The organism is Paenibacillus phocaeensis (assembly GCF_900021165.1).
GTDB lineage: Bacteria > Bacillota > Bacilli > Paenibacillales > Paenibacillaceae > Fontibacillus > Fontibacillus phocaensis.
Genome location: NZ_FCOQ01000017.1, coordinates 17,391 through 41,372, shown reverse-complemented (window position 1 = coordinate 41,372; position 23,982 = coordinate 17,391). Strand labels below are relative to the sequence as shown.

At 48.1% G+C, this 23,982-nt stretch carries 23 protein-coding genes; 11 read left to right on the top strand and 12 right to left on the bottom strand.

Annotation, left to right across the window (positions count from 1 at the left end; translation table 11 throughout):
- Nucleotides 1-63 precede the first annotated feature (63 nt).
- A complete protein-coding gene (locus BN3795_RS09915; RefSeq protein ID WP_068784537.1) occupies nucleotides 64-906 on the bottom strand; it encodes an NAD-dependent epimerase/dehydratase family protein in 843 nt (280 codons plus the stop codon).
- Nucleotides 907-1,026: 120 nt separating this feature from the next.
- Here BN3795_RS09915 and BN3795_RS09910 point away from each other — a divergent pair, with 120 nt between their 5' ends.
- A complete protein-coding gene (locus BN3795_RS09910) occupies nucleotides 1,027-1,851 on the top strand; it encodes a helix-turn-helix transcriptional regulator (RefSeq protein ID WP_068784536.1) in 825 nt (274 codons plus the stop codon).
- Between the two features lie 83 nt (nucleotides 1,852-1,934).
- Here BN3795_RS09910 and BN3795_RS09905 read toward each other — a convergent pair whose 3' ends face one another.
- The 3 genes from BN3795_RS09905 to BN3795_RS09895 all read right to left on the bottom strand — a co-directional run bounded on the left by BN3795_RS09905 (nucleotide 1,935) and on the right by BN3795_RS09895 (nucleotide 3,974).
- Entirely contained in the window at nucleotides 1,935-2,717 is a 783-nt protein-coding gene (locus tag BN3795_RS09905; RefSeq protein ID WP_068784535.1) for a sensor domain-containing protein, read from the bottom strand.
- 132 nt (nucleotides 2,718-2,849) lie between these two features.
- The gene (locus BN3795_RS09900; RefSeq protein WP_068784534.1) at nucleotides 2,850-3,251 is read right to left on the bottom strand and encodes a CPBP family intramembrane glutamic endopeptidase; all 402 of its coding nucleotides are present in this window, start codon (nucleotides 3,249-3,251) and stop codon (nucleotides 2,850-2,852) included.
- A 138-nt stretch (nucleotides 3,252-3,389) separates the two neighbouring features.
- Nucleotides 3,390-3,974, bottom strand: a complete 585-nt coding sequence (locus BN3795_RS09895; protein ID WP_068784533.1) for a TetR/AcrR family transcriptional regulator — start codon at nucleotides 3,972-3,974, stop codon at nucleotides 3,390-3,392.
- Between the two features lie 174 nt (nucleotides 3,975-4,148).
- Between BN3795_RS09895 and BN3795_RS09890 the strand changes: the two genes are divergently transcribed.
- From BN3795_RS09890 to BN3795_RS09860, 7 genes are all read left to right on the top strand, one after another.
- A complete protein-coding gene (locus BN3795_RS09890) occupies nucleotides 4,149-4,907 on the top strand; it encodes an SDR family oxidoreductase (RefSeq protein WP_068784532.1) in 759 nt (252 codons plus the stop codon).
- A gap of 17 nt (nucleotides 4,908-4,924) precedes the next feature.
- A complete protein-coding gene (locus BN3795_RS09885) occupies nucleotides 4,925-5,833 on the top strand; it encodes an oxidoreductase (protein ID WP_068784531.1) in 909 nt (302 codons plus the stop codon).
- 699 nt (nucleotides 5,834-6,532) lie between these two features.
- On the top strand, nucleotides 6,533-6,796 hold the full coding sequence (locus tag BN3795_RS09880) for an AbrB/MazE/SpoVT family DNA-binding domain-containing protein (protein ID WP_068784530.1): 264 nt from the start codon (nucleotides 6,533-6,535) through the stop codon (nucleotides 6,794-6,796).
- Nucleotides 6,793-7,200, top strand: coding sequence for a type II toxin-antitoxin system death-on-curing family toxin (locus tag BN3795_RS09875; protein ID WP_068784529.1), 408 nt, complete (start codon nucleotides 6,793-6,795; stop codon nucleotides 7,198-7,200). The genes BN3795_RS09880 and BN3795_RS09875 overlap by 4 nt, the downstream gene beginning before the upstream one ends.
- Before the next feature lie 159 nt (nucleotides 7,201-7,359).
- The gene (locus tag BN3795_RS09870) at nucleotides 7,360-9,384 is read left to right on the top strand and encodes a right-handed parallel beta-helix repeat-containing protein (RefSeq protein ID WP_068784528.1); all 2,025 of its coding nucleotides are present in this window, start codon (nucleotides 7,360-7,362) and stop codon (nucleotides 9,382-9,384) included.
- A 253-nt stretch (nucleotides 9,385-9,637) separates the two neighbouring features.
- Nucleotides 9,638-10,501: a sigma-70 family RNA polymerase sigma factor gene (locus BN3795_RS09865; RefSeq protein ID WP_068784527.1), complete on the top strand. Its 864-nt coding sequence runs from the start codon at nucleotides 9,638-9,640 to the stop codon at nucleotides 10,499-10,501.
- Nucleotides 10,502-10,533: 32 nt separating this feature from the next.
- Nucleotides 10,534-11,019: an effector binding domain-containing protein gene (locus tag BN3795_RS09860; RefSeq protein ID WP_068784526.1), complete on the top strand. Its 486-nt coding sequence runs from the start codon at nucleotides 10,534-10,536 to the stop codon at nucleotides 11,017-11,019.
- 162 nt (nucleotides 11,020-11,181) lie between these two features.
- Here the strand turns inward: BN3795_RS09860 and BN3795_RS09855 are convergent, their stop codons facing one another.
- The gene (locus BN3795_RS09855; protein WP_068784525.1) at nucleotides 11,182-11,379 is read right to left on the bottom strand and encodes a hypothetical protein; all 198 of its coding nucleotides are present in this window, start codon (nucleotides 11,377-11,379) and stop codon (nucleotides 11,182-11,184) included.
- Nucleotides 11,380-11,608: 229 nt separating this feature from the next.
- Here BN3795_RS09855 and BN3795_RS09850 point away from each other — a divergent pair, with 229 nt between their 5' ends.
- A complete protein-coding gene (locus BN3795_RS09850) occupies nucleotides 11,609-12,112 on the top strand; it encodes a hypothetical protein (protein ID WP_068784524.1) in 504 nt (167 codons plus the stop codon).
- 23 nt (nucleotides 12,113-12,135) lie between these two features.
- Here the strand turns inward: BN3795_RS09850 and BN3795_RS09845 are convergent, their stop codons facing one another.
- From BN3795_RS09845 to BN3795_RS09830, 4 genes are all read right to left on the bottom strand, one after another.
- A complete protein-coding gene (locus tag BN3795_RS09845) occupies nucleotides 12,136-12,555 on the bottom strand; it encodes a hypothetical protein (protein WP_232729899.1) in 420 nt (139 codons plus the stop codon).
- A 170-nt stretch (nucleotides 12,556-12,725) separates the two neighbouring features.
- Nucleotides 12,726-13,289 carry a nitroreductase family protein gene (locus tag BN3795_RS09840; RefSeq protein WP_068784523.1) on the bottom strand — a complete coding sequence of 188 codons (564 nt, stop codon included), beginning with the start codon at nucleotides 13,287-13,289 and terminating at the stop codon, nucleotides 12,726-12,728.
- 21 nt (nucleotides 13,290-13,310) lie between these two features.
- Complete coding sequence (locus BN3795_RS09835; RefSeq protein WP_068784522.1) at nucleotides 13,311-14,321, bottom strand: ABC transporter substrate-binding protein; 1,011 nt, start codon at nucleotides 14,319-14,321, stop codon at nucleotides 13,311-13,313.
- Between the two features lie 130 nt (nucleotides 14,322-14,451).
- Complete coding sequence (locus BN3795_RS09830; RefSeq protein WP_068784521.1) at nucleotides 14,452-16,086, bottom strand: ABC transporter substrate-binding protein; 1,635 nt, start codon at nucleotides 16,084-16,086, stop codon at nucleotides 14,452-14,454.
- Between the two features lie 351 nt (nucleotides 16,087-16,437).
- On the opposite strand from BN3795_RS09830, the gene BN3795_RS09825 reads away from it, so the two are divergent.
- Nucleotides 16,438-16,701 (top strand): AbrB/MazE/SpoVT family DNA-binding domain-containing protein, encoded by a 264-nt coding sequence (locus BN3795_RS09825; protein WP_068784520.1) that lies wholly within the window; start codon nucleotides 16,438-16,440, stop codon nucleotides 16,699-16,701.
- Nucleotides 16,698-17,105, top strand: a complete 408-nt coding sequence (locus BN3795_RS09820) for a type II toxin-antitoxin system death-on-curing family toxin (RefSeq protein WP_068784519.1) — start codon at nucleotides 16,698-16,700, stop codon at nucleotides 17,103-17,105. The genes BN3795_RS09825 and BN3795_RS09820 overlap by 4 nt, the downstream gene beginning before the upstream one ends.
- A gap of 53 nt (nucleotides 17,106-17,158) precedes the next feature.
- On the opposite strand, the gene BN3795_RS09815 is transcribed toward BN3795_RS09820, so the two are convergent.
- The 3 genes from BN3795_RS09815 to BN3795_RS09805 form a co-directional block, all read right to left on the bottom strand.
- On the bottom strand, nucleotides 17,159-19,546 hold the full coding sequence (locus BN3795_RS09815; RefSeq protein ID WP_068784518.1) for a restriction endonuclease-like protein: 2,388 nt from the start codon (nucleotides 19,544-19,546) through the stop codon (nucleotides 17,159-17,161).
- Nucleotides 19,518-21,737 (bottom strand): MrcB family domain-containing protein, encoded by a 2,220-nt coding sequence (locus tag BN3795_RS09810; RefSeq protein ID WP_068784517.1) that lies wholly within the window; start codon nucleotides 21,735-21,737, stop codon nucleotides 19,518-19,520. The genes BN3795_RS09815 and BN3795_RS09810 overlap by 29 nt, the downstream gene beginning before the upstream one ends.
- Nucleotides 21,738-21,843: 106 nt before the next feature.
- On the bottom strand, nucleotides 21,844-23,592 hold the full coding sequence (locus BN3795_RS09805) for a reverse transcriptase domain-containing protein (protein WP_232729898.1): 1,749 nt from the start codon (nucleotides 23,590-23,592) through the stop codon (nucleotides 21,844-21,846).
- Between the last annotated feature and the right edge of the window lie 390 nt (nucleotides 23,593-23,982).

The window sequence follows — 23,982 nt, the reverse complement described above, 5'->3', positions numbered from 1 at the left end:
CGCTCACAGAGCGGGTTTTTAGTATGGGGGCTTAGCTGAGCGTCATGCGCTACCTTTTTTTTGTTAAAGGGCACCTGCATCTCTTGCCGTATAAAACGACGGATATATCGGTCGATAATGCAATTCGTCACGGATCCGCTTTGTATCGACGACCATATCCCATGGGTCAAATTCCTGTTGCTGCGCATCAGACGAGGTTTCGTAATGATGAAGCTGAAGCAGTTCCGCAGCGGAAATCGGCGCATCGTCGGCAACATTGTAGATTCGCCCGTCTATCCCTTCTGTTGAGGCGGCTAGCATCAGGGCTTGGCTTACATCGGCATGGTGCGCCATATGGATTCGTTTGGCCGGATTCCAGTTGCAAAAGAGGGGTAGAACCTCCGCAATATGAGGATCGCGCTCGCCATAAACAAATGGAAACCGCACGATGCGCAGACCTAATCCCTTATCCCGATGAAGCTTTAGCAGCGCCGCTTCGGCTTCAACTTTCGTTTGCGGATAAGCAAAGGCAGGCCGGGGTTCGTCATCTTCATGCTTCGGTCTCGAAGGCCCCCCAGATCCGTATACGTTATTCGTGCTGGAGAATACAAACCGTGGCACCTCCGCCTTTAAGGCAGCACGAGCTAAAGATACACTGCCATCGATGTTTGCTATTCTGGTCGTGTTCTCGTCTACGCCGCGGAACTGCGCTGCCAAGTGAACTACCGTATCCGTACCCCGGAGTGCCTCCTGATAACTGTCCGGTTGTAAAAGATCGCCTTCTACGACTTCAGCCCCTTGCAGATCAAGCCATTCCGCCTTGGCGGCGTCCCTAACCAGCACCTTAACATGGTGCCCCCACTGTAACAAACGGGGAACAAAACGGCTTCCTACTTTACCTGTGGCTCCTGTGACAAAAAAATCCATGGATCGAATCCCCCTAAATTTTTTTAACCGGTACACTGGCAGTATAATAGAGTGTGCGAACAGCTTCCTTCCTGCGTGGATCGTAGGATTGGGAGTGTCAGGCTTAAGGGGGAATCCTACATGGATGACATTCTATCCAAAATGTCGCTAGGTGAATTTTTGCGATCACGTCGAGAGCGTCTGAATCCAGCGGATGTCGGGTTAGTCTCCTATGGACAACGGCGGACCCCGGGGCTTCGAAGGGAAGAAGTAGCCCAACTTGCCCATATCGGAACATCGTGGTATACCTCCTTGGAACAAGGCAGAAATATCAATCCATCCGAGGAGGTGCTCAATAGCATTGCCAAAGCGCTGCGATTGACTGAGGATGAATGCCGCCATCTTCACCTTCTTGCAAGACCGGTACAACCGGATCAGGCAGAGGACCCAAACATAAATGTCGGCTTGGAACGGACGGTCCTAGCTCTTGATCCGAATCCGGCATTCGTGCTCGGAAGATGTTGGGATTTGCTGCTGTGGAATAAGGCGGCCGAGTTCGTCTTCCGATTACCGCCATTGGTCAATCAAAAGACGCAGAAACTCAACTGGATGAGACATCTGTTGACGGACGACCAGCTCGGGTCAAACATAAAGGATTGGGAAGCCGGGATACAAGTCTTGATTGCGCAATTTCGCGCGGATTACGCGCACTTCCCTCATGATGCGAGGTTCAAGGCATTGATTGAAGAATTGATGCAGAGCAGCCCGCTATTTCGCGAGATATGGCCGCTGCATAACGTCCAGGTCATGACTGCTCGCCACAAACGGAGATACGATCCGCGGATCGGAGAAATGGAATTTGAACATGTGACGCTGCAACCACCGACCCAACCGGATCTGAAGATCATGATTTATACCGCTTCAGCGGATACGGCAGCGCAGTTGCAGCGTGTAATCGAAAAATGAGTTCTGTCAGAGCGACAGAACTCATTTTGTTTGGCGGTTATATTGATCTGCTCAGTCTGATTGCTAACTCCTAAAGCGCCTCTTTAAGCCAGCCACAACTTCTCTTGCGCAGGCTGCTCGTCCATGAACTCGTCATATTGCGGCTGAACGGGTGCGTGGTATTGAGCTGGGGCTGGGGCCGGCGCCGGCTGCAGATAGGCCTCATCCACATACATGATTCTGCGCTGTACCTGCATCAGCCCGTTGACTACGCGAAGCGCGACCAGGAACAGGAAGAGCCCCACGCCTTCGTACAATATATACTGCTGGTTATAGGTCCAATCGAGATGGAAGTAGGTGAACAGGTTATTTTCCAAAATATCCAGCTTCAATTCATTCATCAGAATGATATGCACCACCGGAAGAGCGATAAATCCGATCCCCAGGGCAAGGGCTACCACCATCACTGCAAAGAAGACAATCCCGGTGACAAACCGAAGGAGGACAAGCATCAGATTGCGAATGAACAGTCCCCCGTCAAACCCTTTTACCATGCGCTTGAACCAATTCTGGCTCGCTTCGGGTTGTGCCGGATTCGGAACCGCAGCAGGCGGAACCGGCAGCCCCAAAATATGCCGAATCAGACTTTGCTCAAAGCTCACGATTCCATTCAACAGCTTGGCCATTCCAAAAAACATCGGAATCCCGATAAATACCGGGGTTAGCGCAATGGAAAGAACAAGCCCGGTGATCGCTAACGTCAAATAAATGATCCCCAACGGGAGAGATAACAGCAAATAGAGAATCGTTGCATAGGTTTTGGGATTAAACAACGCCCAATGAACCTTCCCCACTTTCGCCACATTCGTCGCTTCAACTGCCTTCACTAGCAAACACTCCTTTAACTTCATCAGTCACGCACCAAGTTTATAACCCCATTATAACTACCGTATTGGCGTGATATAACCGTCTGAGGTGGTGTTTGCATGCTAGACTTTAGGCTAGGATGGGAGGTTCGATCAGGCGGCTGCCGTTCCGCGCTTCCATAACCCCACCGTACAGATCAACAAAATGAAGACTTGAGCCGAAACCACCACCAGCGCCGTCCGGTCGAAGACCATCTCCGAACTGAAGGAGAGGAAGTTATGGACCGTATGCCACACGATGCCAATCCACAAGCTTCGGGTGATACTGACGATGAGTGCCAGCGCAAGTCCGGCGAGAAAAGCAAAAGCGATCTGCAGCAGCACTTCAAGCGGATTCGTTCCGCTCAAAGCGTTAGCGGCATGCAGCACACCGAATACCACGGCCGAGCCGATCACGGCCTGTTTACGGCCTATTCGCGATAGGAAGGAGAAGCTCAGTCCTCGAAAATAAAGCTCTTCGTTAAAGCCAACCGCCACGGTGAACAGAACCAGCACGGCGTATTCGGCTCCCGGGCGGGTAAATGCACCCGGTTGAGGACAAAATTCTCGGACATGGTTAAAGCTCCTCGCCTTCTTTTTTGAGTACAACCAGCAAGCCTGTAAATACGTTGACTAGTACCTCTTATCGAATCACTAACCCCCCATGACGGGGGCCAAACCTGCAGCGACGACCACCAGAACCTCTCTCACCCTGTCTTCCGCCGGGCTCTGCTGGGGATCCCTGCTCCATTCCATGGCCGATCCAAAGATGCCCCAGCTCGCGATCAGGGCGGTCGTCTCCACCGTTTTGCGTGAAACGGAGGGCTCCGCTTGTTCGCTTAACCAGGCAAATAAGAGGTCATAGAGTTCCTTTTGCATCACGAGTTCAAACAAGGTCTCATACTGACGATCCGCCAAAGACAAATACGGACGCGTACAGTAGAGGAAATCGAAAACGATCAAGATCAGCGTCCGCAAGCTCCCGGTATCGGATAAAACCGCATTCGGCAGCTCATCCTCCAGCTTCTCCAGGAACTTCTCCCTCATCCAGCTCTCGAGAAATGTGAATTTATCTTCAAAATGCGCATAAAACGTCGAGCGATTGACCGTCGCGTATGCCGTAATATCTTGTATGGTAATCGAAGAGACGTTCTTCTTCTGCTCCAGCAATTCCATAAAAGCTTGCATCAAAAGCTGACGCGTTCTTTTCACACGGGGATCGTCGGGGTTGGTGAGCATGTTAAGCCTCTCCTCTCTCTCAGGATAGAAAACCAACAAATCAGGGCGTGTGTTGGATAACCCACAAAATCGCCGGTGTATTGGTTGTAGGACCCCATTCGCTTAGATAAGATTAGCACAGACAAGATGTCTATGAAAGCCGAATATCGATTTAACCAGGGGAGGAAAAGGAGAATGGACTACAATCGAGGAAATAAATATGCAGGCAAAAAAATCGTAATTACGGGAGGAAGCAGCGGGCTCGGACTGACGACAGCAAAGCTGCTGGTGGATGAAGGCGCAAGCGTCCTGATCACCGGGCGTACCCAGTCGAAGCTGGACTCCGCTCGTGAACAACTGGGCAGCAATGCGGTCGCCGTGCTCAGCGACACCGCGTCGTTAACGGCGATCGATAAATTGGTCGACCGGGTCAAGGCCGAGTTCGGAACGATTGACGCCTTGTTCGTCAATGCCGGCATCACGGGCTTTGTTCCCTTCGAATTGACGACCGAGGAAATGTACGACGAGTTGCTGGCGATCAACGCCAAAGGTCCGTACTTTACCGTGCAAAAACTGACCCCGTTGCTCAACGAAGGAAGCGGCGTGGTGCTTACGACCTCGATCGCGAACACCGTGGGGATCCCGATGCTTAGTGCTTATGGGGCCAGTAAAGCCGCGCTGCGCTCGATGACCCGCAGTCTGGCCCGCGAGCTGCTGCCGCGGAAGATTCGCGTCAACGCGGTTAGCCCTGGCCCGATCGACACCGGCATTATGGATAAATCGATGCCGAAGGAAGCGGCGGAGCAGACCAAGGCGCAGATGGAACAGCAGATCCCCATGTTGCGATTCGGTGAACCGATCGAAGTAGCCAAGACTGTCGCATTCCTTGCATTCGATGCGACTTACACCACCGGAGCCGAAATCCCTGTGGATGGAGGCGGCTCTCAGATCTAAAGGAAGGACGAACCCATATGACAACATCCTGGACAGAAGACGACATCCCGGATCAAACGGGACGTATAGCGATCGTAACCGGAGCCAACAGCGGGATTGGCTGGGAGGCGGCGCGGGCGCTAGCCAGCAAAGGGGCGACGGTCATTATGGCCTGCCGCAGTATCGCCAATGCCAACCTGGCCGCTGACCGGATCAGGGCACTTAAGCCGTCGGGCCAAGTCGTTGTAATGGCGCTCGATCTGGGCGATCTGGCCTCCGTCCGCGCTTTTGCGGCGGCCTTTCGCCAGAACTACCCGCGGCTGGATCTCCTGATTAACAATGCCGGCGTGGCGCATCCCCCTTACGGGAAAACCGTGCAGGGCTTCGAGCAGCAATTCGGCACCAACCACCTGGGGCATTTTGCGCTGACCGGTTTACTGCTGGATCTGCTGGATGCCACGCCGGGGGCACGGATTGTAACCGTAAGCAGTATTTCGCATCGGTCGGGAGTCATCCACTTTGATGACCTGAACCTGGAACGGAACTACAAGCCCTCGCTCGGCTATGCTCAGAGCAAGCTGGCGAATCTCTTGTTCACCTATGAGCTGCAGCGTCGGCTTGTAGCTGCAGGCCAATCCACCGTGGCCGTAGCGGCACACCCGGGCTGGTCCGCAACCAATGCGCTGCGGCATTCCAACTTCATGCGACACCTCAACCCGATGTTCGCGCAGCCCCCGAAAATGGGCGTCTTGCCCACCCTTTACGCAGCGACCGCGCCAGACGTCCGCGGCGGAGACTACTTTGGGCCAAGCCTTCTCGAACTGCGCGGCTTCCCCAAGAAGGTCGAATCGAGCCCGCGTTCCCATGACGAAGCCGCCGCGCGGCGGTTGTGGACGGTTTCGGAGGAGTTGACGCAGGTGAGGTATGAGTTTGGGGCGGCGACTTAAAAAGCATTGCAATCGAAGTTGGAGGATTGCAGGAACGGAACAAGTCCTTGAGGGAAGAAACGCTCTCTGGGACTTGTTCTTTTTTAAACCCATTGTCCCTTTTCTCGCTGCTAAAGTGTTGTACATTAGATAGAGGGGGGCAGGCCTTCGAAAAGTTAGCTTTTCACCCTGGCTCTACAGGATCGCGCAGTACCATTGACGAAAGAAGATCTCACGGCGGTTGTGGAAAGCAACATGCAGGGTAAATCGCAGGAAGAATAGTCAATATATATTGTCTGCCTGCTCACAAAATACGGAAAGCAGTCCACCTGCTCCTAATTTGGATTTACGTCCTCCTGTTGAAATTTCAATTGAAGAGGCAGAAGCTAAGGTCCCGTTTGAAATCAAACAACCTTCGGTTCCTTTCCAAGTTACCCAAAAGTCAGCAAGGATTTTAGATACCAATGGTAAATTTGATGCGGTAGAAATCACGTATGCAAATACCGATGAAGGATTTCATTTCTGTAACAGCATCATTTGTTTGCTCACTATTTGCAATTTCCCTTTTCGCCAAGAATATAGATTTGCTCTAGCTTGCCTCGTAAGCGGTACTAGAACGCCCCGTAATCGGCTCAATTCCAGGTCAGTCTGATTGTCTTCTCAATTTTATAACTGTATAATTGTTATAACGATTGAATATGTTAATGAGGAGGAAACCTAATGAACAGGAGTATTGAGATGGAGCGGAAAGTGACCAAATTTGGCAACAGCCTCGGTATAACCATGACGGATGCCTTGAAGCAAATTGGACTGGATCAAGGTGACACCGTCACCATTGAGGTTAGTCCAGCCACAGGAGAAATTATGATTAAGAAGTCAACAAAAGTCTCTTTGCCTGAAGGAATAAGTGCAGACTTCATGGATACTTTAACGGATGTAATTGAGGAGTACGATCAAACGCTTCGAGGTCTTAAAGACAGATGACATCCATCCGCTATTTATCCGTCCAAGAAGTCATAGCAATCAATGTTGCCATGATTCAACGATATAGTCCGGGGGAACACATTGGAATTAAGGAACCTGGATTGCTCGAATCGGCTGTCCATCGATCTCAATCTTCTGCCTATGGCGAAGATGCTTATCCTACTATTTTCGAAAAAGCCGCAGCTTTGTTTGAATCCCTCGGCCAAAACCACCCTTTTCACAACGCAAACAAACGGACTGCTTTTACAGCACTGGTTGTATTCCTACGCTATAATGGCCTAAACTTCAAGATGGACACAAAGAAAGCCGAGGATTTTACTGTAGATATGGTTAATCATCGTTTTGATTTTCAAGAAATGGTTTCGATTATTGAGGCTCACTGCATCACGGTTCCCAATTCATAAGTGCAAAATACCATCCTTTTGCGGATGGTGTTCATAATGGTGAGCCATATTGAAATATATTAAATGATGCGTCTTTTTTGACCATTTCAGCCATCATTTGTACAATAGGTTTAGCCGTTGGAACGGGCGAATACGATAGGCAGGAAGAAGGAGATTTCTATGGAATACCATGTATCCATGAATGGAAATGATCAGGCCAGCGGAACCATCGATCAACCCTTTCGTACGATATCACGCGCTGCGGCTCTTGCCATGGCTGGGGATACGGTTATCGTTCATGCCGGAGTATACCGGGAATGGGTGAACCCGGCTCATGGTGGAACAGCGGAGCATCGAATCCTCTATCGATCCGCAGGCGACGGGGAAGTCGTCATAACAGGCGCTGAACGGATTACGGACTGGAAGTCGGAGGGAGGCCCTGTTTGGAGTACAGAAGTACCTAACTCCCTATTTTCCGTTCGTAATCCCTTTGAAGAGGAGCTCCGTGGAGACTGGGTGTTTGACGGGCCCTTCCCGGTCCATCTCGGGGATGTCTATTTGGATGGCAAATCTCTGTATGAATGCGATGGTGTCGAGAAGGTTCGCCAGCCCGAAATTTGGCCCGAAGCCAAATATCCGAAAGACTCCCTGTTAACGTGGTATGCCGAAGTTGGAGCTGCCACAACCAAGATCTGGGCCAATTTTGGCGGAAAAGATCCTCGCAAGGAAAATGTAGAAATCAATGTTCGTCCTTATTGCTTCTGGCCTGAGAAACCCGGAATTAACTACATAACTGTAAGCGGATTCACGCTTCGCCAGGCCTCTCCCGGGTGGGCGCCGCCTACGGACTATCAGGAAGGTTTGATCGGCCCTCACTGGAGCAAAGGTTGGATTATTGAAAACAATCTCATCTGTGAATCCAAATGCGTGGGGATCAGCCTGGGGACTGCAATCGGTACCGGTCACACCAAGTCTTCGGGGAAGCATATTAAGGGCGGTACTCAACGTGAGCAGGAAGTGATTTTGCGAGCCTTACGCGCTGGTTGGCATAAAGATCGCATCGGCAGTCACATCGTTCGAGGTAATGTGATTCATGATTGCGAACAGGCAGGGATTGTCGGCCATATGGGGGCCGCTTTCAGCCACATTTACCAGAACCGCATTTATAATATTCACCACAAGAGGCTCAGACACGGTGCCGAAGTCGCCGGAATCAAACTGCATGCTTCCCTGGATACTCAAATTTGTGAAAATATCATCTATAGCTGCTACCGCGCACTTTGGCTTGACTGGCAGGCACAGGGGACCCGGATCAGCCGCAATGTATTTTTTGACAACCTATCTGAAGACTTGTTCGTTGAGGTCTGCCATGGTCCGTATATGGCGGATCACAATCTGTTCCTCTCTCCCATGAGTTTCCGAAATATGGCGCAGGGCGGAGCGTTTGTCCATAATTTGTTTGCGGGCCGATTTGTCGTTCGTTCCGAGATTACCCGTACGACGCCGTATCACTTCCCTCACGAGACAGCCATGGCAGGGTACTCCAATATCACCGGGGGCGATGACAGGTACTATAACAATATCTTTTTGGGGGATGAGGGTGCGAATCAGGAGCCGGTTCCCATCACCTTTTTCGAGCATCTTCCGCTTAAACCAAGGGATGAAGTTGGAGAGAACGGGAAGACGGTCATGGATGGGGTTCCGGACGATTCCATTTGCTATCTCTATCCTGTGGGATTGGGGGGCTACGACAACCATCCCGATGCCAAAGATAAGAAATGGTGGGAATACACCAAAGAAGAGCTTGCTGCGCTTGGCGACGCCGCCAAGGATTATTTTATCGGAAATGCCGTTCTTCCGGTGGCGATGGGTGGAAATGTATATCTTAACCATGCGGTTCCAGGCAGTCATGAGCCCCATGCGAAAATGGATGCGCAGAAAGGCATCACCGTTCAGGTTCATCCTGCGCAAGGCAAAGTGCAAATTCAGGTCCATGCGCCCGAATGGCTTCGAGGGGCCTCTGCCCTATTGGTGACCACCGATCTGCTGGGCAAAACTTATCACGCCGAAATGAAGTATGAGGAGCCGGACGGCACTCCATATCGTTTCGACTCCGACTTTTTCGGAAACAGGAGACCTGATGCCAATGTCACGCCCGGTCCGTTTGAATGGAGTGAAGAGGGTAGTTTTGAGTTTGAATTTTAGATAGAAGAAGGGCCCCGACCGTAAGGTCAGGGCCTTTAATATACATATGGAGGCGAAAGGCATCGAGCCCCATTAAAGTTCATTCATACCTTTTTATCAAATTTCGGAAGTCGTTCCTGCACTTCTTCCCAGCGCATACCCGCACTCCAAGACAAATTGTTTTTTTGCTCGAGTCGGGGATACTTGTCACATCATCCAATGGCCATACGTCAGACTAATGAGAACATAATTTAAGGGAAAAGGAAGCGGAGTGATGAACGCACAGGAATTGATAGCGGAACAATTTGAAAAGAATCGCAAGAACCTTCTCGCGATAGCCTATCGAATGCTGGGATCTTGGAGCGAGGCAGAGGATGCGGTTCAAGAAGCTTGGCTGCGTCTAAGCCTGTCCGATGCCAGAAATATTGAGAATCTAGGCGGTTGGCTGACTACCGTGGTCTCCCGAATCTGCCTTGACATGCTTCGGGCACGTAAATCGCGGCGAGAGGAGTCGGTGGAAGACTATTCGCCCCATGCATTCATGAATGATTCGGATAGCGATCCTGAACAAGAGGCCCTACTGGCAGACTCGGTCGGACTCGCAATGCTGGTAGTGCTTGGCAGTCTGAGTCCATCCGAGCGTGTCACTTTTGTCCTGCACGACATCTTCGCTATTCCCTTTACTGAAATTGCCTCTATCCTGGGTAAAACCGAGGCAGCTACCAGACAGCTGGCCAGTCGTGCACGCCGCCGTGTGAAAGGTGGGAACCCAGAAGACAAGACTCCTCTGGCTGATCAACGCGAGCTGATCGAAGCATTCCTCGCTGCGGCGCGGGATGCTGACTTTGACAGGCTGTTGGCTGTGCTTGACCCGAATGTTGTGCTTCGGGACGACCGTCAGCGTGGAGGATTGCGCATCACTCATGGAGCCCACCATCTAGCCCAGCAGGTTGCCGGGCGCATACAGGCTTCACAAACCGCTCTGATAAACGGTTCCGTTGGTGTGATCGTGGCCCCTCAAGGTCACTTGCAGTACGTGCTCCAATACACCATTCGGCAGGGAAGGATCGCCGAAATCGATTTGATCTCCGATCCCGTAAATATCAGCAAGCTGGACCTTGTGCCGCTGGACTATTAAATTCAACCTTTTAGAGGAGGATTTTTATCAAAATGAGCAATTACAGAGTGGAAGAGAAAGATGCCTTTCGTTTCATAGGATTTCCTAGTTTGCTGGGTGAAGAGGCAATCATCCATACCGATAGTTATTCCATCCGAAAGACCGAGTTCTTCAAGTCCGTCATTCAGAGCGGCAAGTTGACCTTGCTTCGCCCCCTCTCGGAGAGTAAGTACGGGTATGGAGTAATCGCCGCTAAGGATAGCGGTACGTTCTACTATGCCGGTATCCGTACCACCCAACCCCCTATCGACGGAACGGAAGAGGTGTTATTCCCCCAAAGTCACTATCTGATTCTGAGTGGCCAAGGCGGGTTGTCGCGCCTTGCCTTTGACAAACTTGAAGATCAAGCATTCACGGAGGTCTTGACCGAGAACTTCCCTTACGAATATCACGGAGGTCCCATTGCTGAAATCTTGCTAAACGGAAATCCGGCCGACGCAGAAGTCGAAGTATGGATCCCCGTAATTCGGAAATCATGACCCAAACGAAAAGAGGCTTCTCTACATTTTATTGTAGCGAAGCTCCTTTTCGTTGTTGTGGAGTTACCCTATGGAGGCGAGGGGGAGTCGAACCCCTATCCGATGGCAACGCCACATAGGCTTCTACGAAGAATGTACCCGATAACGCACTTCGAGGGATGGTTATTCAATACACTTCCGCTCCGTCCGCTTTCCCTGTGAATCGAAAATGATCTCGAATTTATTCCCCTCAGCATCCTCGCGAATACGTCGGTTATCCTTAATATAGTACAGGGATGCTCCCGATTGTTTGGCTTGTTGACGAGCACGTTGGCTGGCCTTCTTAAGTATACTTTGAAGCTGTTCTCGATCGACTGCCATAGCGAGGACCCCCTTCTGCTATCTGTGAATTGCTTTACATTACTATACACAAATAAATTCCATCAACCACATCATTGGCTGAAGGCTTGTTCGTCTTGTTTCATGGAGGCGAGGGTGTCGCCTCTATTGACTAGTAAATGAATAGGACTGATTACATGTACATTCTAATGCAACTTCCCAGCTAGTGGAAACGTAGTAGAAGTAACTATTCTGGTATCGAGGTGACTAAATGAAACCTGTACATAAGTTGCTGTTCCTATGTATGGTGCCACTTTTATTGTCTGCCTGCTCACAAAATACGGAAAGTAAGCCACCTACGACTAATTTGGATCTACGTCCTCCAGTCGAAATTTCAATTGAAGAGGCGGAAAATAAGGTCCCGTTTGAAATAAAACAACCATCCGTTCCTTTCCCAGTTACTCAAAAATCAGCAAGGATTTTAGATACCGATGGTAAGTTTGATGCAGTAGAAATTACGTATGTAAATACCGATGAAGGATTGAACCTGATCCTTATGATTACAAACTCAAAGGCTGATACGACTCCGAGTGGGAAGAAAGGTCAAAAATTAGCTAATGGTTCGCAAACATGGGACCAAGGAAACGAACATGTAAGTGCCATCTATTGGAGAAACGAGGGTTTAACTTACTCTCTTATTTCAGGGAAAAATAACAATCTTGAACCGTTATACGATTACCAAAAGTTAATTGAAATCGCAAATACAATAAAATGACTGCGCATGCAGTTCTATCATTTTCATTCTGAAGTAATACTAATGATCTCTGTGTTCTGAGTAGCCCCATCACTTCCTAAGGCTTGAACATAAATGCGGTCGTGAAAACTCCGATTGCCGAAGTTCCATGTCAAAGACCAGCCGTCACTCCCATCCTTATCATAACCAATGAGTTCTCTTTCCCCCCAAGTTTCCGTACCCGTCGGAGTAATCCAAAATAGAACGGTTTCGATATTTTTAGCCTCTACCCGAATGGTCATGGTATTCACATCTTGGTGAACAATCCACCACCCGGCATTCTTCGGCAAATCCGTGGACACCTTCAATATATCTGCTTTCCCGTCCGTGATTGGAGATTGTTCTGATATAGTTTGTTGGTTGTTACACGCGGGCAACAGTAAGGCGAATAAAAAACATATACCCATGATGTTCATTGTCTTCATCATTTCCCTCCAGAAAAAATGCTGTTATCGTTCTAACGTAGAAACGATCTATGTTGACCTTTTGTAACAGAATGTAAAGTTAAAATATATGAGCTATAAAAACAGAAACCCGCTCAGGGAGCGGGTTTTCATTGCGTCTTAACTAAAGGAGAGAGATTGCCCTCTCCACTTTACGATTTATGCCAGCTTATTAATTGCTCAGCCCTATGGCGGGGGCGCGGCTTCGGTAATTTGTCCAAAGGGTAGTACCCCATATGAAGCGTGCCGACAACCTTCTCCCCCGGCCGAACCCCGACAGCCTTGCGGAATCGCGGATCCCAGTTGTACTCGTTGGTTTTCCATACAACCCCGATTCCTCGGCTCCATGCCAGAAGCTGAAAGTTCTGAATAAGTGCCGCACATGCCAGAAGAGCCTCCTCGGCCTCTCTCGGACGCGGTTCTTCTTTGGCGACAACAATCAGATGCGCGACGGCATTATCACAATAATCCCGTTCCGCTGACTCGCCATATTGCTCGAGCTCTTCCCTGGTATAGGTTTGGAGAACCGCCCGCGCAAATGTTCTCCGTCCTTCTTCTTTAAACAGGATGAAACGCCATGGTTCCCTGGCCGAATGATAAGGAGCCCACACCGCATCGTCAAGCAATTCCAGAATAAGCTCATCCGTGATCTCCTTCTGGCTGTATCTCCTGACGGTTCTCCTCTCCCGGATTACGCGGGACAGTTCATCGCTCATCGTGGTTCGCCCCCGTTCCGGTTAGTTGTTCTGTTCAATGACTTTCACGATCTCGTCAATGGCATAGGTGTTGGCTACAGGCGAAAAACCAAAGTTAAACCACTCATTGTCTCCTACAAGATAAACATGGCCATTTTTGACTGCATTCAAATTTTTCCATATTGAACTGATTGCCATATTTTCATATTCCATTCTCGCTTGTTCCGCTTCCGAGCCGCTGTCCACCTGGAGAATGATATGATCCGGATTGTATTCCGGCAGTATTTCCAAAGAAATCTGCACGGTGCTCTCTTCTTTCGGAAAAGCTTCAACCGGTTTCAGGCCAAGCTCCTCGTGAATAATACGCCCTCTGCTTGAAACTGCCCCATAAATAAAGACTCCCTTTGGAGTTATTCTCATATAAGCAACGGTTTCGTCCCCTATTAACGTCTGGAGCTTTTCTTTCGCCTCTCCTGTTGTACGTTCATATTCCTGAATGGCTTGTTCGGCCTTCTCCGTTCTTCCGAGCGCTTCCCCGATATCCCGAAGCTCATCGCGCCAATCGTCCCGGTTCGGCAGCAGCACCGTTGGGGCGATTTTCGCAAGCTGGTCGTAGCTCTTCTCATCCCTCCAAGCCGGCGCAAGGATGAGATCCGGTTCGGCAGCAAGTACGGCTTCGAAATTAGGGCTATCCACAGCTCCCAGATCTATAACCTCTTTGAAGGCCCCGTTGAAATACGAAGGGAATTCCTCATGATAATTTTCAGCTGCAACCGGCGTTATGCCAAGCGCAAATAAGAACTCCGGATAGGTCACCGTAGTGCCAATCACTCTTGCAGGATCGGCGGGCACCGTAATATCCCCTTTCATGCTTTTGACGACACGCTGCTTATCTGCTGCCGATGGCGTTACTGTCTGGGTCGCATTTGATGCTGTATTCGATGCTTCTTCGGCCGCAGGAGCCGGCTCATTGCCCCCCGCACCGCAAGCTGCGCACAACAAAAGTACCCCTAAGGATACGAATAAGGCCATCCTGCTTCTTGTCCGTTTCATTCGCATCTTTCCTCCAAGTCTATGGTCTAATTAATAATAATTCTCATTCTCATTATAAAGAAACCACTGGACTCGGCCTATGGAGGAATGAGAACGACCGCTTGGAGAATTGGGAAGTGCAACTTCCGTTTTAGGAATGTCGAGGATTGCGTTGCCTTTTTTCAAGAATCCGAACCATTTCTTCCGCGGCATAACATGTAGCGATTGGAGAAAAAGAAAAGTTATACCAATCCCTGCCTCTTACAGGATATACCTGCTTATTCATGACCGCCGTCAAACCGTTCCACTGCTCGCTTTGCGACAATTCCTCATAGAATTCCCTAGCTTGTATCTGTTCGTCGATATGCAGAATGATATGATCGATACTTAATCGCCTTAAGGTCTCGCTGGACAAAGCGATACCCGGATTCTCGTTATACAATAACGCGGCAGGCTTTAATCCCAGTTCCCGGTGAATGGTTTTTCCTCTATGCGAATGCATGCCATGGATATAGGCTTCATCTCCCGATATCCGCACATACATGACCGATTCGTCTCCGATCATCGACTGCAAACGCTCTTTCGCTACAGCGATTCTGGACTCATAATCCTGTATAACTCGTTCGGCTTCTTTTCTCTTTCCCAAAATTTCCGCCATATCCCGCAATTCATCTCGCCAATCCTCTTGTTCAGGCAGCAATACGGTCGGAGCTATTCGGGACAACTCCTCGTAGTGATGCTGGTCCTGCCAGGCCGGTGCCAGTATGAAGTCGGGCCTTGCTGACCGAATGGATTCATAATCGGGCTTCTTCGAACCGTACAAGCGATAGACACCTGAAAACTCACTTTTAAGATAGGAGGGGAAATCATTCTGGAATACGAGGGCGGCGACTGGCGTAATGCCAAGCGAATACAGAAGCTCCGGATACGTGACGGACATCCCCAGATATCGCCGGTTCGTAACATACTGCCGGGGAGAAAGTCCGACGGTCTGCTTGAAACGCCTGCTGAAATAGTGTTCGTCCTGAAAGCCGACTTGCCGCGCGATGTCATAGAAACGGTTGCCGGTCATATGAAGCATTTCCTTCGCACGGCGGATTCGAAGATCGGTCAAATAATGGTTTGGGCTTTGCCCTGTTTGTTCCTTGAATAAGGAACTGTACCAGCGCCGGCTTATGCCCGCCATTTGCGCCAGTTGCTCCACGTTTATCGCTTCTTGATAATGCTGCTGGATGTACTGAATCGTCCGGCCCACAGCCGCTTCCGGACTTTCCTTCCCCGCTGGGTCAACCTTCCGTTCGAGAATAAAATACATCAAATTCTGAAATCGGAAGTGATCGGCCATCTGAAGTTGACCCTCATGTTCGTCAGCATGCCGGTACAATTCCATCATCATTTCCTCTAGCCGACTGAACGCCGTTGCCGCCATATCTCCATATGGAAGCACTTCTTCTTGGCTGCTTGGTATCAGACGAACCTCTCCATTCCCTCGTGCATCTTCCATACGATACACCGTGAAGGACAGCAAATAATAGAGAAGCGTTTGCTTCCCCTCTTGATGGATCCTCGCCGTGGTTTCCGGAGGCAACAACAGACTGTTCCCCCGATTCAGCTCGACATGGAGGCCGCTCCCCTCCAGCTTTCCTTGTCCTCCTGCAATCAGCAGCAGCCTATGCGTACCCGTCAGCTCATCCGTTAACCCGGTTGTTAGTTTTCGATAGTGGATGCCGGTCATCGAAAAATGCAGATCGCGAAATGGAATCCCGGCTGATCTATTCTGATTCATATTAATACGCAGCCCCTTCGACCAATCTCGAAAACCTATCGATCTCCACGAGTGATAACGATTATCAATAGTATAGAAATAAAAAGAAAGCTTATCAACCTGAGTTGACAAGCTTTCCGCCTCGGGTTGAGCTGACCGTTTCGCATAGGGTCTTCTATCATCCGCATGAATGAAGACAACACAAGCTTCTACAGGTGTAGTCACGGTTTTGATGTCACCTAACCTAAGCATCGTATGCGATACTGGGACGCCCCGTAATCGGCTCAATTCCAGGTCAGCCTGATTGTCATCTCGATTTTATAACTGTATAATTGTTATAACAATTGAATATGATGATAAGGAGGAAACCTAATGAACAGGATGATTGAGATGGAACGGAAAGTGACCAAATTGGGCAACAGCCTCGGTATAACCATGACGGATGCCTTGAAGCAAATTGGACTGGATCAAGGTGACACCGTCACCATTGAGGTTAGTCCAGCCACAGGAGAAATTATTATTAAGAAGTCAACAAAAGTCTCCTTGCCTGAAGGAATAAGTGCGGACTTCATGAATACATTGACGGATGTCATTGAAGAATACGATCAAACGCTTCGGGGACTTAAAGACAGATGACATCCATCCGTTATTTATCCGTCCAAGAAGTAATAGCAATCAATGTTGCCATGATTCAACGATATAGCCCGGGGGAACACATTGGAGTTAAGGAACCTGGATTGCTCGAATCGGCTGTCCTTCGACCTCAATCTTCCGCTTTTGGTGAAGATGCTTATCCTACTATTTTCGAAAAAGCCGCAGCTATGTTCGAATCCCTCGGCCAAAACCATCCTTTTCACAACGCAAACAAACGAACTGCTTTTACAGCACTGGTTGTATTCCTGCGCTATAATGACCTGCTCTTCAAGATGGACACAAAGAAAGCCGAGGATTTTACTGTAGATATGGTTAATCATCGCTTTCATTTTCAAGAGATGGTTTCGATTATTGAGGCTCACTGCATCACGGTTCCCAATTCATAAAATGCAAAACACCATCCTCTTGCGGATGGTGTTCATAATGGTGAGCCATGCCCCTACGACTCCTCCACCAGAATCCCCACCACTTTCTCGGCCAAGTCCACATCGGTGTGATCCAGTTGCACTTTCACCTTACCCAGTCTGCGAGCTTCGCGCCATTCCCGCAAGTCTTCTTCATTCTCCAACTTCAACTCGGCAATTTCACTAGCCCGATCAAACATGTACTTGCTCGTGTAGAGGCAGGTGTAAATCCTTTGCCCTCCAAGAGCAATCGGTTGGTCCCGCCGCTCCCAACGTTCAATCGTAAACTTCACATAAAGCTCCTCTTCCGTCCCGGGCCTGGCCGGCCGTTCTGTAATCTCCCGTCTTCGAACCACTTTCCAATCCCGGACGCGGCCGAACCAGTGAATACCTATGTTGCCGGGACCTTGGAACTTCTTGCGAGACTGGCACATCGCGATGTATTCGATTTGAGTCAGCAACTTGTGGTCGACGATATTCTTCAGCGGCATATGGTAGAACTGATACTTCAACGCCATATCTAGTTGGGAAGGCTCCCTGAGCGAACCCACCAGGACATTTTTGCCCGCAAACTTATTGTAGTAATATTCCTTCGTCCCGCGAGGGCGAGTGGAACGTTCGTAGGCTTTCTCCGGGCTGTCTTGGATGATCTCCTCCAGCAGATGGTCCATCAAATCCGTCGTATTTGGTAGAAACGGGATCGCCCCGATGTTGACGAGCTGAATGCTTTTGTAAAAAGGATGCTCCCTAAACTTCACCTCATCCGGATACGGAAACAGCACATACGCCCCAAACATACTCCGCTCATACTCGCCGTTCCGCCCATCCTGGTACACAATCGCATCCCGGTAGCGGTGCATCGTGTTGATATCGTCCTCCTCAGGCCCCGGCTGCTTGTACTTCTTCCAGTAAGGCGTCCCCTCATAAGCGGGGTTCAAGCGGTATTTCGCATCAAAAATATACTTATACTCAATCGCCGCGTCATTCTTTTTCAGGGTCAGCACGTTATCCGGTCTCTGCGCCAACGTAGAGTGGCCGTCTCCCTGAGGCAGGGAATTGTAGTAGAGCGTAAACACCTCCCCATTCCGCGGATTCCGATAGACCATCTTCGCCTTCTGCCCGCGATCCAGCGTCACAAACAGACCCTTCCGATCCACCTTAATCAAATCCTGGCTCACCAGCTCATATTTCCGCCGCATCAAATCGTGGATTTTCAGGAAACACCAGTACTCATACAACTGCGCCAGATCCTTCATCGATAACCGGAACAGATCCCCTTGAATCGAGAGCCCCTTCATCAGCAAGAGATAAATCCGATAGACCTCCCGATACCCCGGAGCCATCTGCAAGACCAGCGTGATCGAAACCTGCTTCATCTCCCCGACTTGTAAAAAATCCTGCTGTAACAGCCGCTGCAACTGCGAACTCATCACGTCGATGTTCTTCAGCAAGACGGGATCCGCGGTTCCTTTTTTTGCTGCGTAGGACCGTAGCTCCTTCAGCTTCGAGGTAATGCGCAGCAACACCCAGCGGATGAACCGATTTTCCGCCGTATCGAAGTCCGTATACCGCCGGGTTTCCAGCACATGCGTAGGCAGCCCCTGCCCCGGAACAAACAGCTCCGGCCTTTTGCGCAAAAAAGCGAGATTCTCCTTCCCCACCCGCTTCGCCTTCGACGCCTCCACCAGATGAGATTCCCGGCGCATGTTGTAGTGGGGGGCATGTTTGATCCGATCGATCCCTTGGGTCAGTTGCCCAAAAACCTGCTGTAATATCGCAAAAAACTCCGTCACACTCTGATGCCGGGTCTCCCTTAACCCGGTCAGATGAAACGTCTTGCGCAGAAAGTCAAAAGACAGATTATAGATCTGCTCATTCACCTCTCGCAAAATCACTTCGTAATCGCGTTTGTAGTCCATTTTGGAGGGGAACACTTCGAGCTGCAGCTTAAAGATGACCTCGCCATGCAGGCGAAGCTCCAGCTCCGAGAGGCCAACCTCATTCTGAAAGTTAAGGATCCCCGACATAACACGGCCATGACGGCCTACAGGGTTAACCGCTTGCCGTAAGTGAAGATTTTCATGGAAGAAGATGATCGGTAGATCCTCCTGTTTCTTCTCCACTACGAACTCATAAGCTTGGGTTTCATAAAACAAGGGCTCCGCCGGATCGCCAGGATTCCAAGTTCGGAGACCCGAGGACTCATGCGAAAAGACTTGAATCGAGTTCATCTCCACCTTCGGCGAGGGAACCTCTACTTGAAAATGGGCGTCCACCCACACCTCCCCCTCCTGCCGATGAAGCTGCATCGTCTCGACAGTCGGATGAAATGGCTTCCCCTTGATAAAGAGATCAAACAGATTGGTCTCTATGCGCAATAACTCCATCGGCGCATTACGATAACCAGTAAGAGGTGAATCCATCTTCTTCAAGCCTCCGTAACATCGAAGCGATTTTCCTTGCACTACGCGAATACTTGGCCTGATCGAGCAGGGGTTTGAGCTTATTCCCCTCGAACAGTAAATTTGCATCTTCTAAGTACTCGTTAACAGCAAAAGAGGAACCCACACACTCCCGCATCAAGTTCAGAAGGACTCTCCGGATTGAAGCACTGCTGCCTTGAATGCGAGGCAATATTTTCTGGAGTAACTGGTGATCCAACGCCTCATCCTCGGTAAGCAACCCGAACCGCTGGTTATAGAGCATATAAAAGCACACCGCATCCCGAATCCGAAAACCGACATGCGCATGAATCTCCTCCAAAATGCGATTGATCTGCACCAACGTATCGGTCGTCTTCGTAATCAGGGCTTTGGATTCCGCATGATAGGCATCTACTAGCTGCAAATAGTCACTTCTTAGGAACTGATTTGGCGTGGCCTCTGAACGTCGCTCTACCTGTGACTCCTCGTCAGGAAATTGAGCCAAGAAGATATCATTGAACTCAATCGTATTCGCTCGATCGAGCACCTTTTTACTAAAAGGATGCGTCGTCTCGTCCATGTTGACCGTCCCAATCAAGTATACATTCTCCGGAATCGACAGATTGCCATATATCTCTCGATCCTCATCCTGCACAAGCGAACTGTCATGAATGATTGGATCAGTAGCAATTCGTCCACCCCACCATTCTTGAGTCTCCAGAATGCTAAGCATATCGCTGAAATAATGCTCTACTCGTGCCAAGTTCATCTCATCAAGGCAGATAAAATAAGGTTTGCTTGGGTTATGGGATGCCTCCAACAATACCTTGGTAACACGCCCCGGACGGAACTTGCCGGACAAGTCACTATAACCAATCAGATCCGACGGATCACTCCAATCCGGCCGGACCGGAATCAACGTAAACTGCCCATTCTCTGAAGTCGCTCCCATCGCCTCCGCAAAGAGCTTAATGAGCTTCGTTTTCCCGGTCCCTGATACGCCTGCTAGGATGACGAAGGGTTTGGTTTTGAGGGAGAGGTAGAAGTTTTCGATCATTCCAGTCGGGTAGGCAAAACCCTTATTTTTAATGTACGTTTGAATACCATCCAAATGCCCGCGAACTGCCTCATCATCCATGTTCTCTTCCACCGCTTCCAAAGGATATTCAGGATCTTCGACCTGATCTATTTGAAGCTCCCGATCGACGTATTTTTGGTAGGTCATCATCAATTGTTCTAAATCAGCAATTAATTGATCATCGCTCGGAATTTGAGACGCATCGTACCGCTTGTAGGCAACCGTCGATATTTGATAATCACGGCCCAAACCAGCTGAAGTAAGCTGGATATTTTCATCTTTGGAGAAAGCTTGAAAATCAAGGCTCTCTCTTATTTCCGTCACCTTTTGCTGTAGGAACTTGTACCCTTCTTTTCTTCCTCGCTCTTGGATCGGTTTCGTAACCCCTTGGTTAAAAGTCAGATAGACCGCACTCATGTCCTCAGCAAATAGGTAAACGATATATTCCCCGTATTGGGTGGATTTCGTAATTCGGGTATCCATAAGAGCTAGCCAAGGTACGGTTGCCCAGTTCCCCATCCCTACTGAACCTTGAATTTTGATATGCTCCGAAATAAAAGGAAGCATTCTAAACTGCTCCGGCAATTTTTTTCTGAACAAAGTACCTAGCGCGTGATTCGTAAAAGATTCAGTCTTAGCTTGAGGATAGGTTTGTAGGATATGAACCAAACTCTCGTGAAGCGAGAAGCGCGGCTCCTGTCCAAGCTGGTTATGGTATAGGTCCAATTCACGGTTAGCATAATCCTGAAGCTCCGATAACACCGCATCCCCTTGCGCCCATACTGAATCCGCAAATGTCAAAAAAGCCCCGTCCGCTTGTTTAACAACAACCGAACGAAGCGCTTCTATTGGAGTATCTAGAATATGAGTCTTTATTCGCGGAACGTTCATGATCTCCCATCGTGTTGCTACTTTATTTGGAGGTAAGTCCACAACAAGACCGTTGCTCTCTCTATATTGGTAGTATGTTAGAAAACGTCTCGCTACATCATCAAACTTAAGCAACTTATCGTGCGTTTCCTGCCAAGTGTCAATCATCGCAAGCACAAGCACCATTTTGTAGGACTTTTGCTTTACACGGAATATATTTGTTAATTCAACTGGAAGTGACATGCTTTGCCCTCCGGGATAGTGATAGGTATATTATAGCAAGATATGAAAGGGTGAGAGATGGCTATTTCACCTAATTGCAAAAAGAGGCCTCAGGGGCCTCGGGTTATTAAACTGAGTAAACAAACAATTTTCTATTAGCTAATTCGATCACTTCAGATATAGGTATAACTTCGTTTGGAACAACACCGTTCATTGTAGCTCCCTTTACAGCTACTGCAATGACCTCACTATTTACGTTGATTACAGGACCACCACTATTTCCACCGTAAATAGTAGGAGTTATTTCATAACGCTTATGTTTAACTGTATTGTCGCAGCTATCATTATGCATCCTTATGCCCCTTACAAATCCATTATCTACTCTTATATCCTGACCCATCCGATAATCTGGATAACCGACTAGATCAATAGGTTGATCTTTTTGTATGAGTTCATTATAACTGAAGCCTTCTGCATTGTGATCCAAGCTAGAGGATCGTAAAATTGCAATATCCTTTTCAATATCATAGCATTCGATTTTCATCATATGTTCTTTAAAGTCAATAGAATTAAACACTCTCACATAATAAGATTGTGGAATGTACATTTCAAGTTCAATAGCATCCACTAGGTCTTTTAGAACGTGGACATTAGTAATGAGTCCAATTCCTTTTAATAAAAAGCCAGTTCCTTGATTATGGTACACATATTCGAAATCCATACTTCCCTTAAAAGGAAAAGCTACCACCGGATTTTCCTGTTCAATTACAAAAGTATACTCTTCATACAATTTTCTTTTGTTACTTTGTTCTTCAACAGATTTAATAACTTTATGTTCTGGAGATACATTATTAAAACGGCTAGCTAACTTCAAATAAACTGGGTCGCTTGTACCTTTTACATGCCCTACATGATTAACCATACCTCTTAGTACTGAAAACATTTCAGGGTGTATTCTATTCGCTCTTTGCCGAAATGGGTATTTACGTTCAAAGACTTCCCTCGCATAGTCAAGATCGTTAATGTTCTTTTCTATACAATTCAGTATGGAACGAATTCTACGAATATAATTCCTGCTTACGTTTAATTTTTCATTTACTGTTATTCCTGTTACAGATTGATTACCTTCACTATCTTGCAATCTTATTTTTTTTTTATTCACATTGAAACCATTTTTTGTAATGATCTTCATAAACCTCTCACTTAACACAATCTGTCCATCCTCATTCAAAAAAGCGATACTCTTAGGAAATAACTTCTTGTTTGTTGAGAATGTAATATCATCAGCATAACGTGTATATTTAACCCCTTTACTTTCGATAGAGAGTTGTTTAAGTTCCTTATCTAAAGTCTTTGCTAGAATGTTGGAGATTATTGGGGAAGTTGCCGCCCCTTGAGGTAAAAAACCATCGGGATGCGTGCATATGTTCGCAAGAGTTGTTGCGACTATTTCGCTTAACTTAAAGTACGAAATAAACATTTTCCTCACTCTTGCAAAAGATATACTTTCAAAGAAGTTTTCCAGGTCTATATTTAATACAAAAGCTTTTTTTAAATGCTCTGAAGCATTAGTGATAATACTTCGTTTTTCTATAAAACCATGCGCACGATTGTGAGGAGTAAAGTTTAAAGAGAGTATATAGGCAAGTTTTTTTTGAAGAATCGCTAGGTTTTTAGAAGGAGAGTGAATTGTACGGTAACCACCATTCTTTTTATGCAGGGGAAAAGATACATAGTTTATCCACTTGTCTCTTATAAGAATTTTCCAAAGAAACTCTGTTGGAATTTCAAAAAGCAGTGCAACATCCCCAAAATCGGTTAAATTTTTAAATTTATTCTTTATTTCTTCATCGGTGCTTAGTAATACAGGTTTCACTAAACTACTGATAATAACTCACCTCTGAATAAGGAAGTAGGCAAACAAGTGCAGTTCTACCTTTCTAAATCATACCGTTGAAACCATTGCGACATTTAGATAAATACTGAAAATTGCGCGTAGGATATGTAGTTACATTCTTTTTATAAGATAGCGATTAGCACTACCAGAAGTTCAACTGCAACTTGCCTGCCTATGACTATTATACTACAATTTTTTTTTGGTATCATTAGCCATGAAGATTTTTCACCGTTTTTCAATTATGCAAATCTGTTGTAGTTTCCCGTTCGTAAACAACTTGAGCTTGGTAGAGCCTCTTCTGATCAGTAATAACAGACTTTCAGGACCCACTATGTATGCGAAAGAGACATCCTTAATGGGTGTCTCTTC

Excerpts from the sequence above, each read along its gene's own strand:
- BN3795_RS09810 (WP_068784517.1), bottom strand. The coding sequence starts at position 21,737 with ATGTCACTTCCAGTTGAATTAACAAATATATTCCGTGTAAAGCAAAAG.
- BN3795_RS09860 (WP_068784526.1), top strand. The coding sequence starts at position 10,534 with ATGAGCAATTACAGAGTGGAAGAGAAAGATGCCTTTCGTTTCATAGGA.
- BN3795_RS09880 (WP_068784530.1), top strand. The coding sequence starts at position 6,533 with ATGAACAGGAGTATTGAGATGGAGCGGAAAGTGACCAAATTTGGCAAC.
- BN3795_RS09855 (WP_068784525.1), bottom strand. The coding sequence starts at position 11,379 with ATGGCAGTCGATCGAGAACAGCTTCAAAGTATACTTAAGAAGGCCAGC.
- BN3795_RS09885 (WP_068784531.1), top strand. The coding sequence starts at position 4,925 with ATGACAACATCCTGGACAGAAGACGACATCCCGGATCAAACGGGACGT.
- BN3795_RS09835 (WP_068784522.1), bottom strand. The coding sequence starts at position 14,321 with ATGAAACGGACAAGAAGCAGGATGGCCTTATTCGTATCCTTAGGGGTA.
- BN3795_RS09825 (WP_068784520.1), top strand. The coding sequence starts at position 16,438 with ATGAACAGGATGATTGAGATGGAACGGAAAGTGACCAAATTGGGCAAC.
- BN3795_RS09830 (WP_068784521.1), bottom strand. The coding sequence starts at position 16,086 with ATGAATCAGAATAGATCAGCCGGGATTCCATTTCGCGATCTGCATTTT.
- BN3795_RS09820 (WP_068784519.1), top strand. The coding sequence starts at position 16,698 with ATGACATCCATCCGTTATTTATCCGTCCAAGAAGTAATAGCAATCAAT.
- BN3795_RS09865 (WP_068784527.1), top strand. The coding sequence starts at position 9,638 with ATGAACGCACAGGAATTGATAGCGGAACAATTTGAAAAGAATCGCAAG.
- BN3795_RS09875 (WP_068784529.1), top strand. The coding sequence starts at position 6,793 with ATGACATCCATCCGCTATTTATCCGTCCAAGAAGTCATAGCAATCAAT.
- BN3795_RS09895 (WP_068784533.1), bottom strand. The coding sequence starts at position 3,974 with ATGCTCACCAACCCCGACGATCCCCGTGTGAAAAGAACGCGTCAGCTT.
- BN3795_RS09850 (WP_068784524.1), top strand. The coding sequence starts at position 11,609 with ATGAAACCTGTACATAAGTTGCTGTTCCTATGTATGGTGCCACTTTTA.
- BN3795_RS09815 (WP_068784518.1), bottom strand. The coding sequence starts at position 19,546 with ATGGATTCACCTCTTACTGGTTATCGTAATGCGCCGATGGAGTTATTG.
- BN3795_RS09890 (WP_068784532.1), top strand. The coding sequence starts at position 4,149 with ATGGACTACAATCGAGGAAATAAATATGCAGGCAAAAAAATCGTAATT.
- BN3795_RS09870 (WP_068784528.1), top strand. The coding sequence starts at position 7,360 with ATGGAATACCATGTATCCATGAATGGAAATGATCAGGCCAGCGGAACC.
- BN3795_RS09840 (WP_068784523.1), bottom strand. The coding sequence starts at position 13,289 with ATGAGCGATGAACTGTCCCGCGTAATCCGGGAGAGGAGAACCGTCAGG.
- BN3795_RS09910 (WP_068784536.1), top strand. The coding sequence starts at position 1,027 with ATGGATGACATTCTATCCAAAATGTCGCTAGGTGAATTTTTGCGATCA.
- BN3795_RS09915 (WP_068784537.1), bottom strand. The coding sequence starts at position 906 with ATGGATTTTTTTGTCACAGGAGCCACAGGTAAAGTAGGAAGCCGTTTT.
- BN3795_RS09845 (WP_232729899.1), bottom strand. The coding sequence starts at position 12,555 with ATGAAGACAATGAACATCATGGGTATATGTTTTTTATTCGCCTTACTG.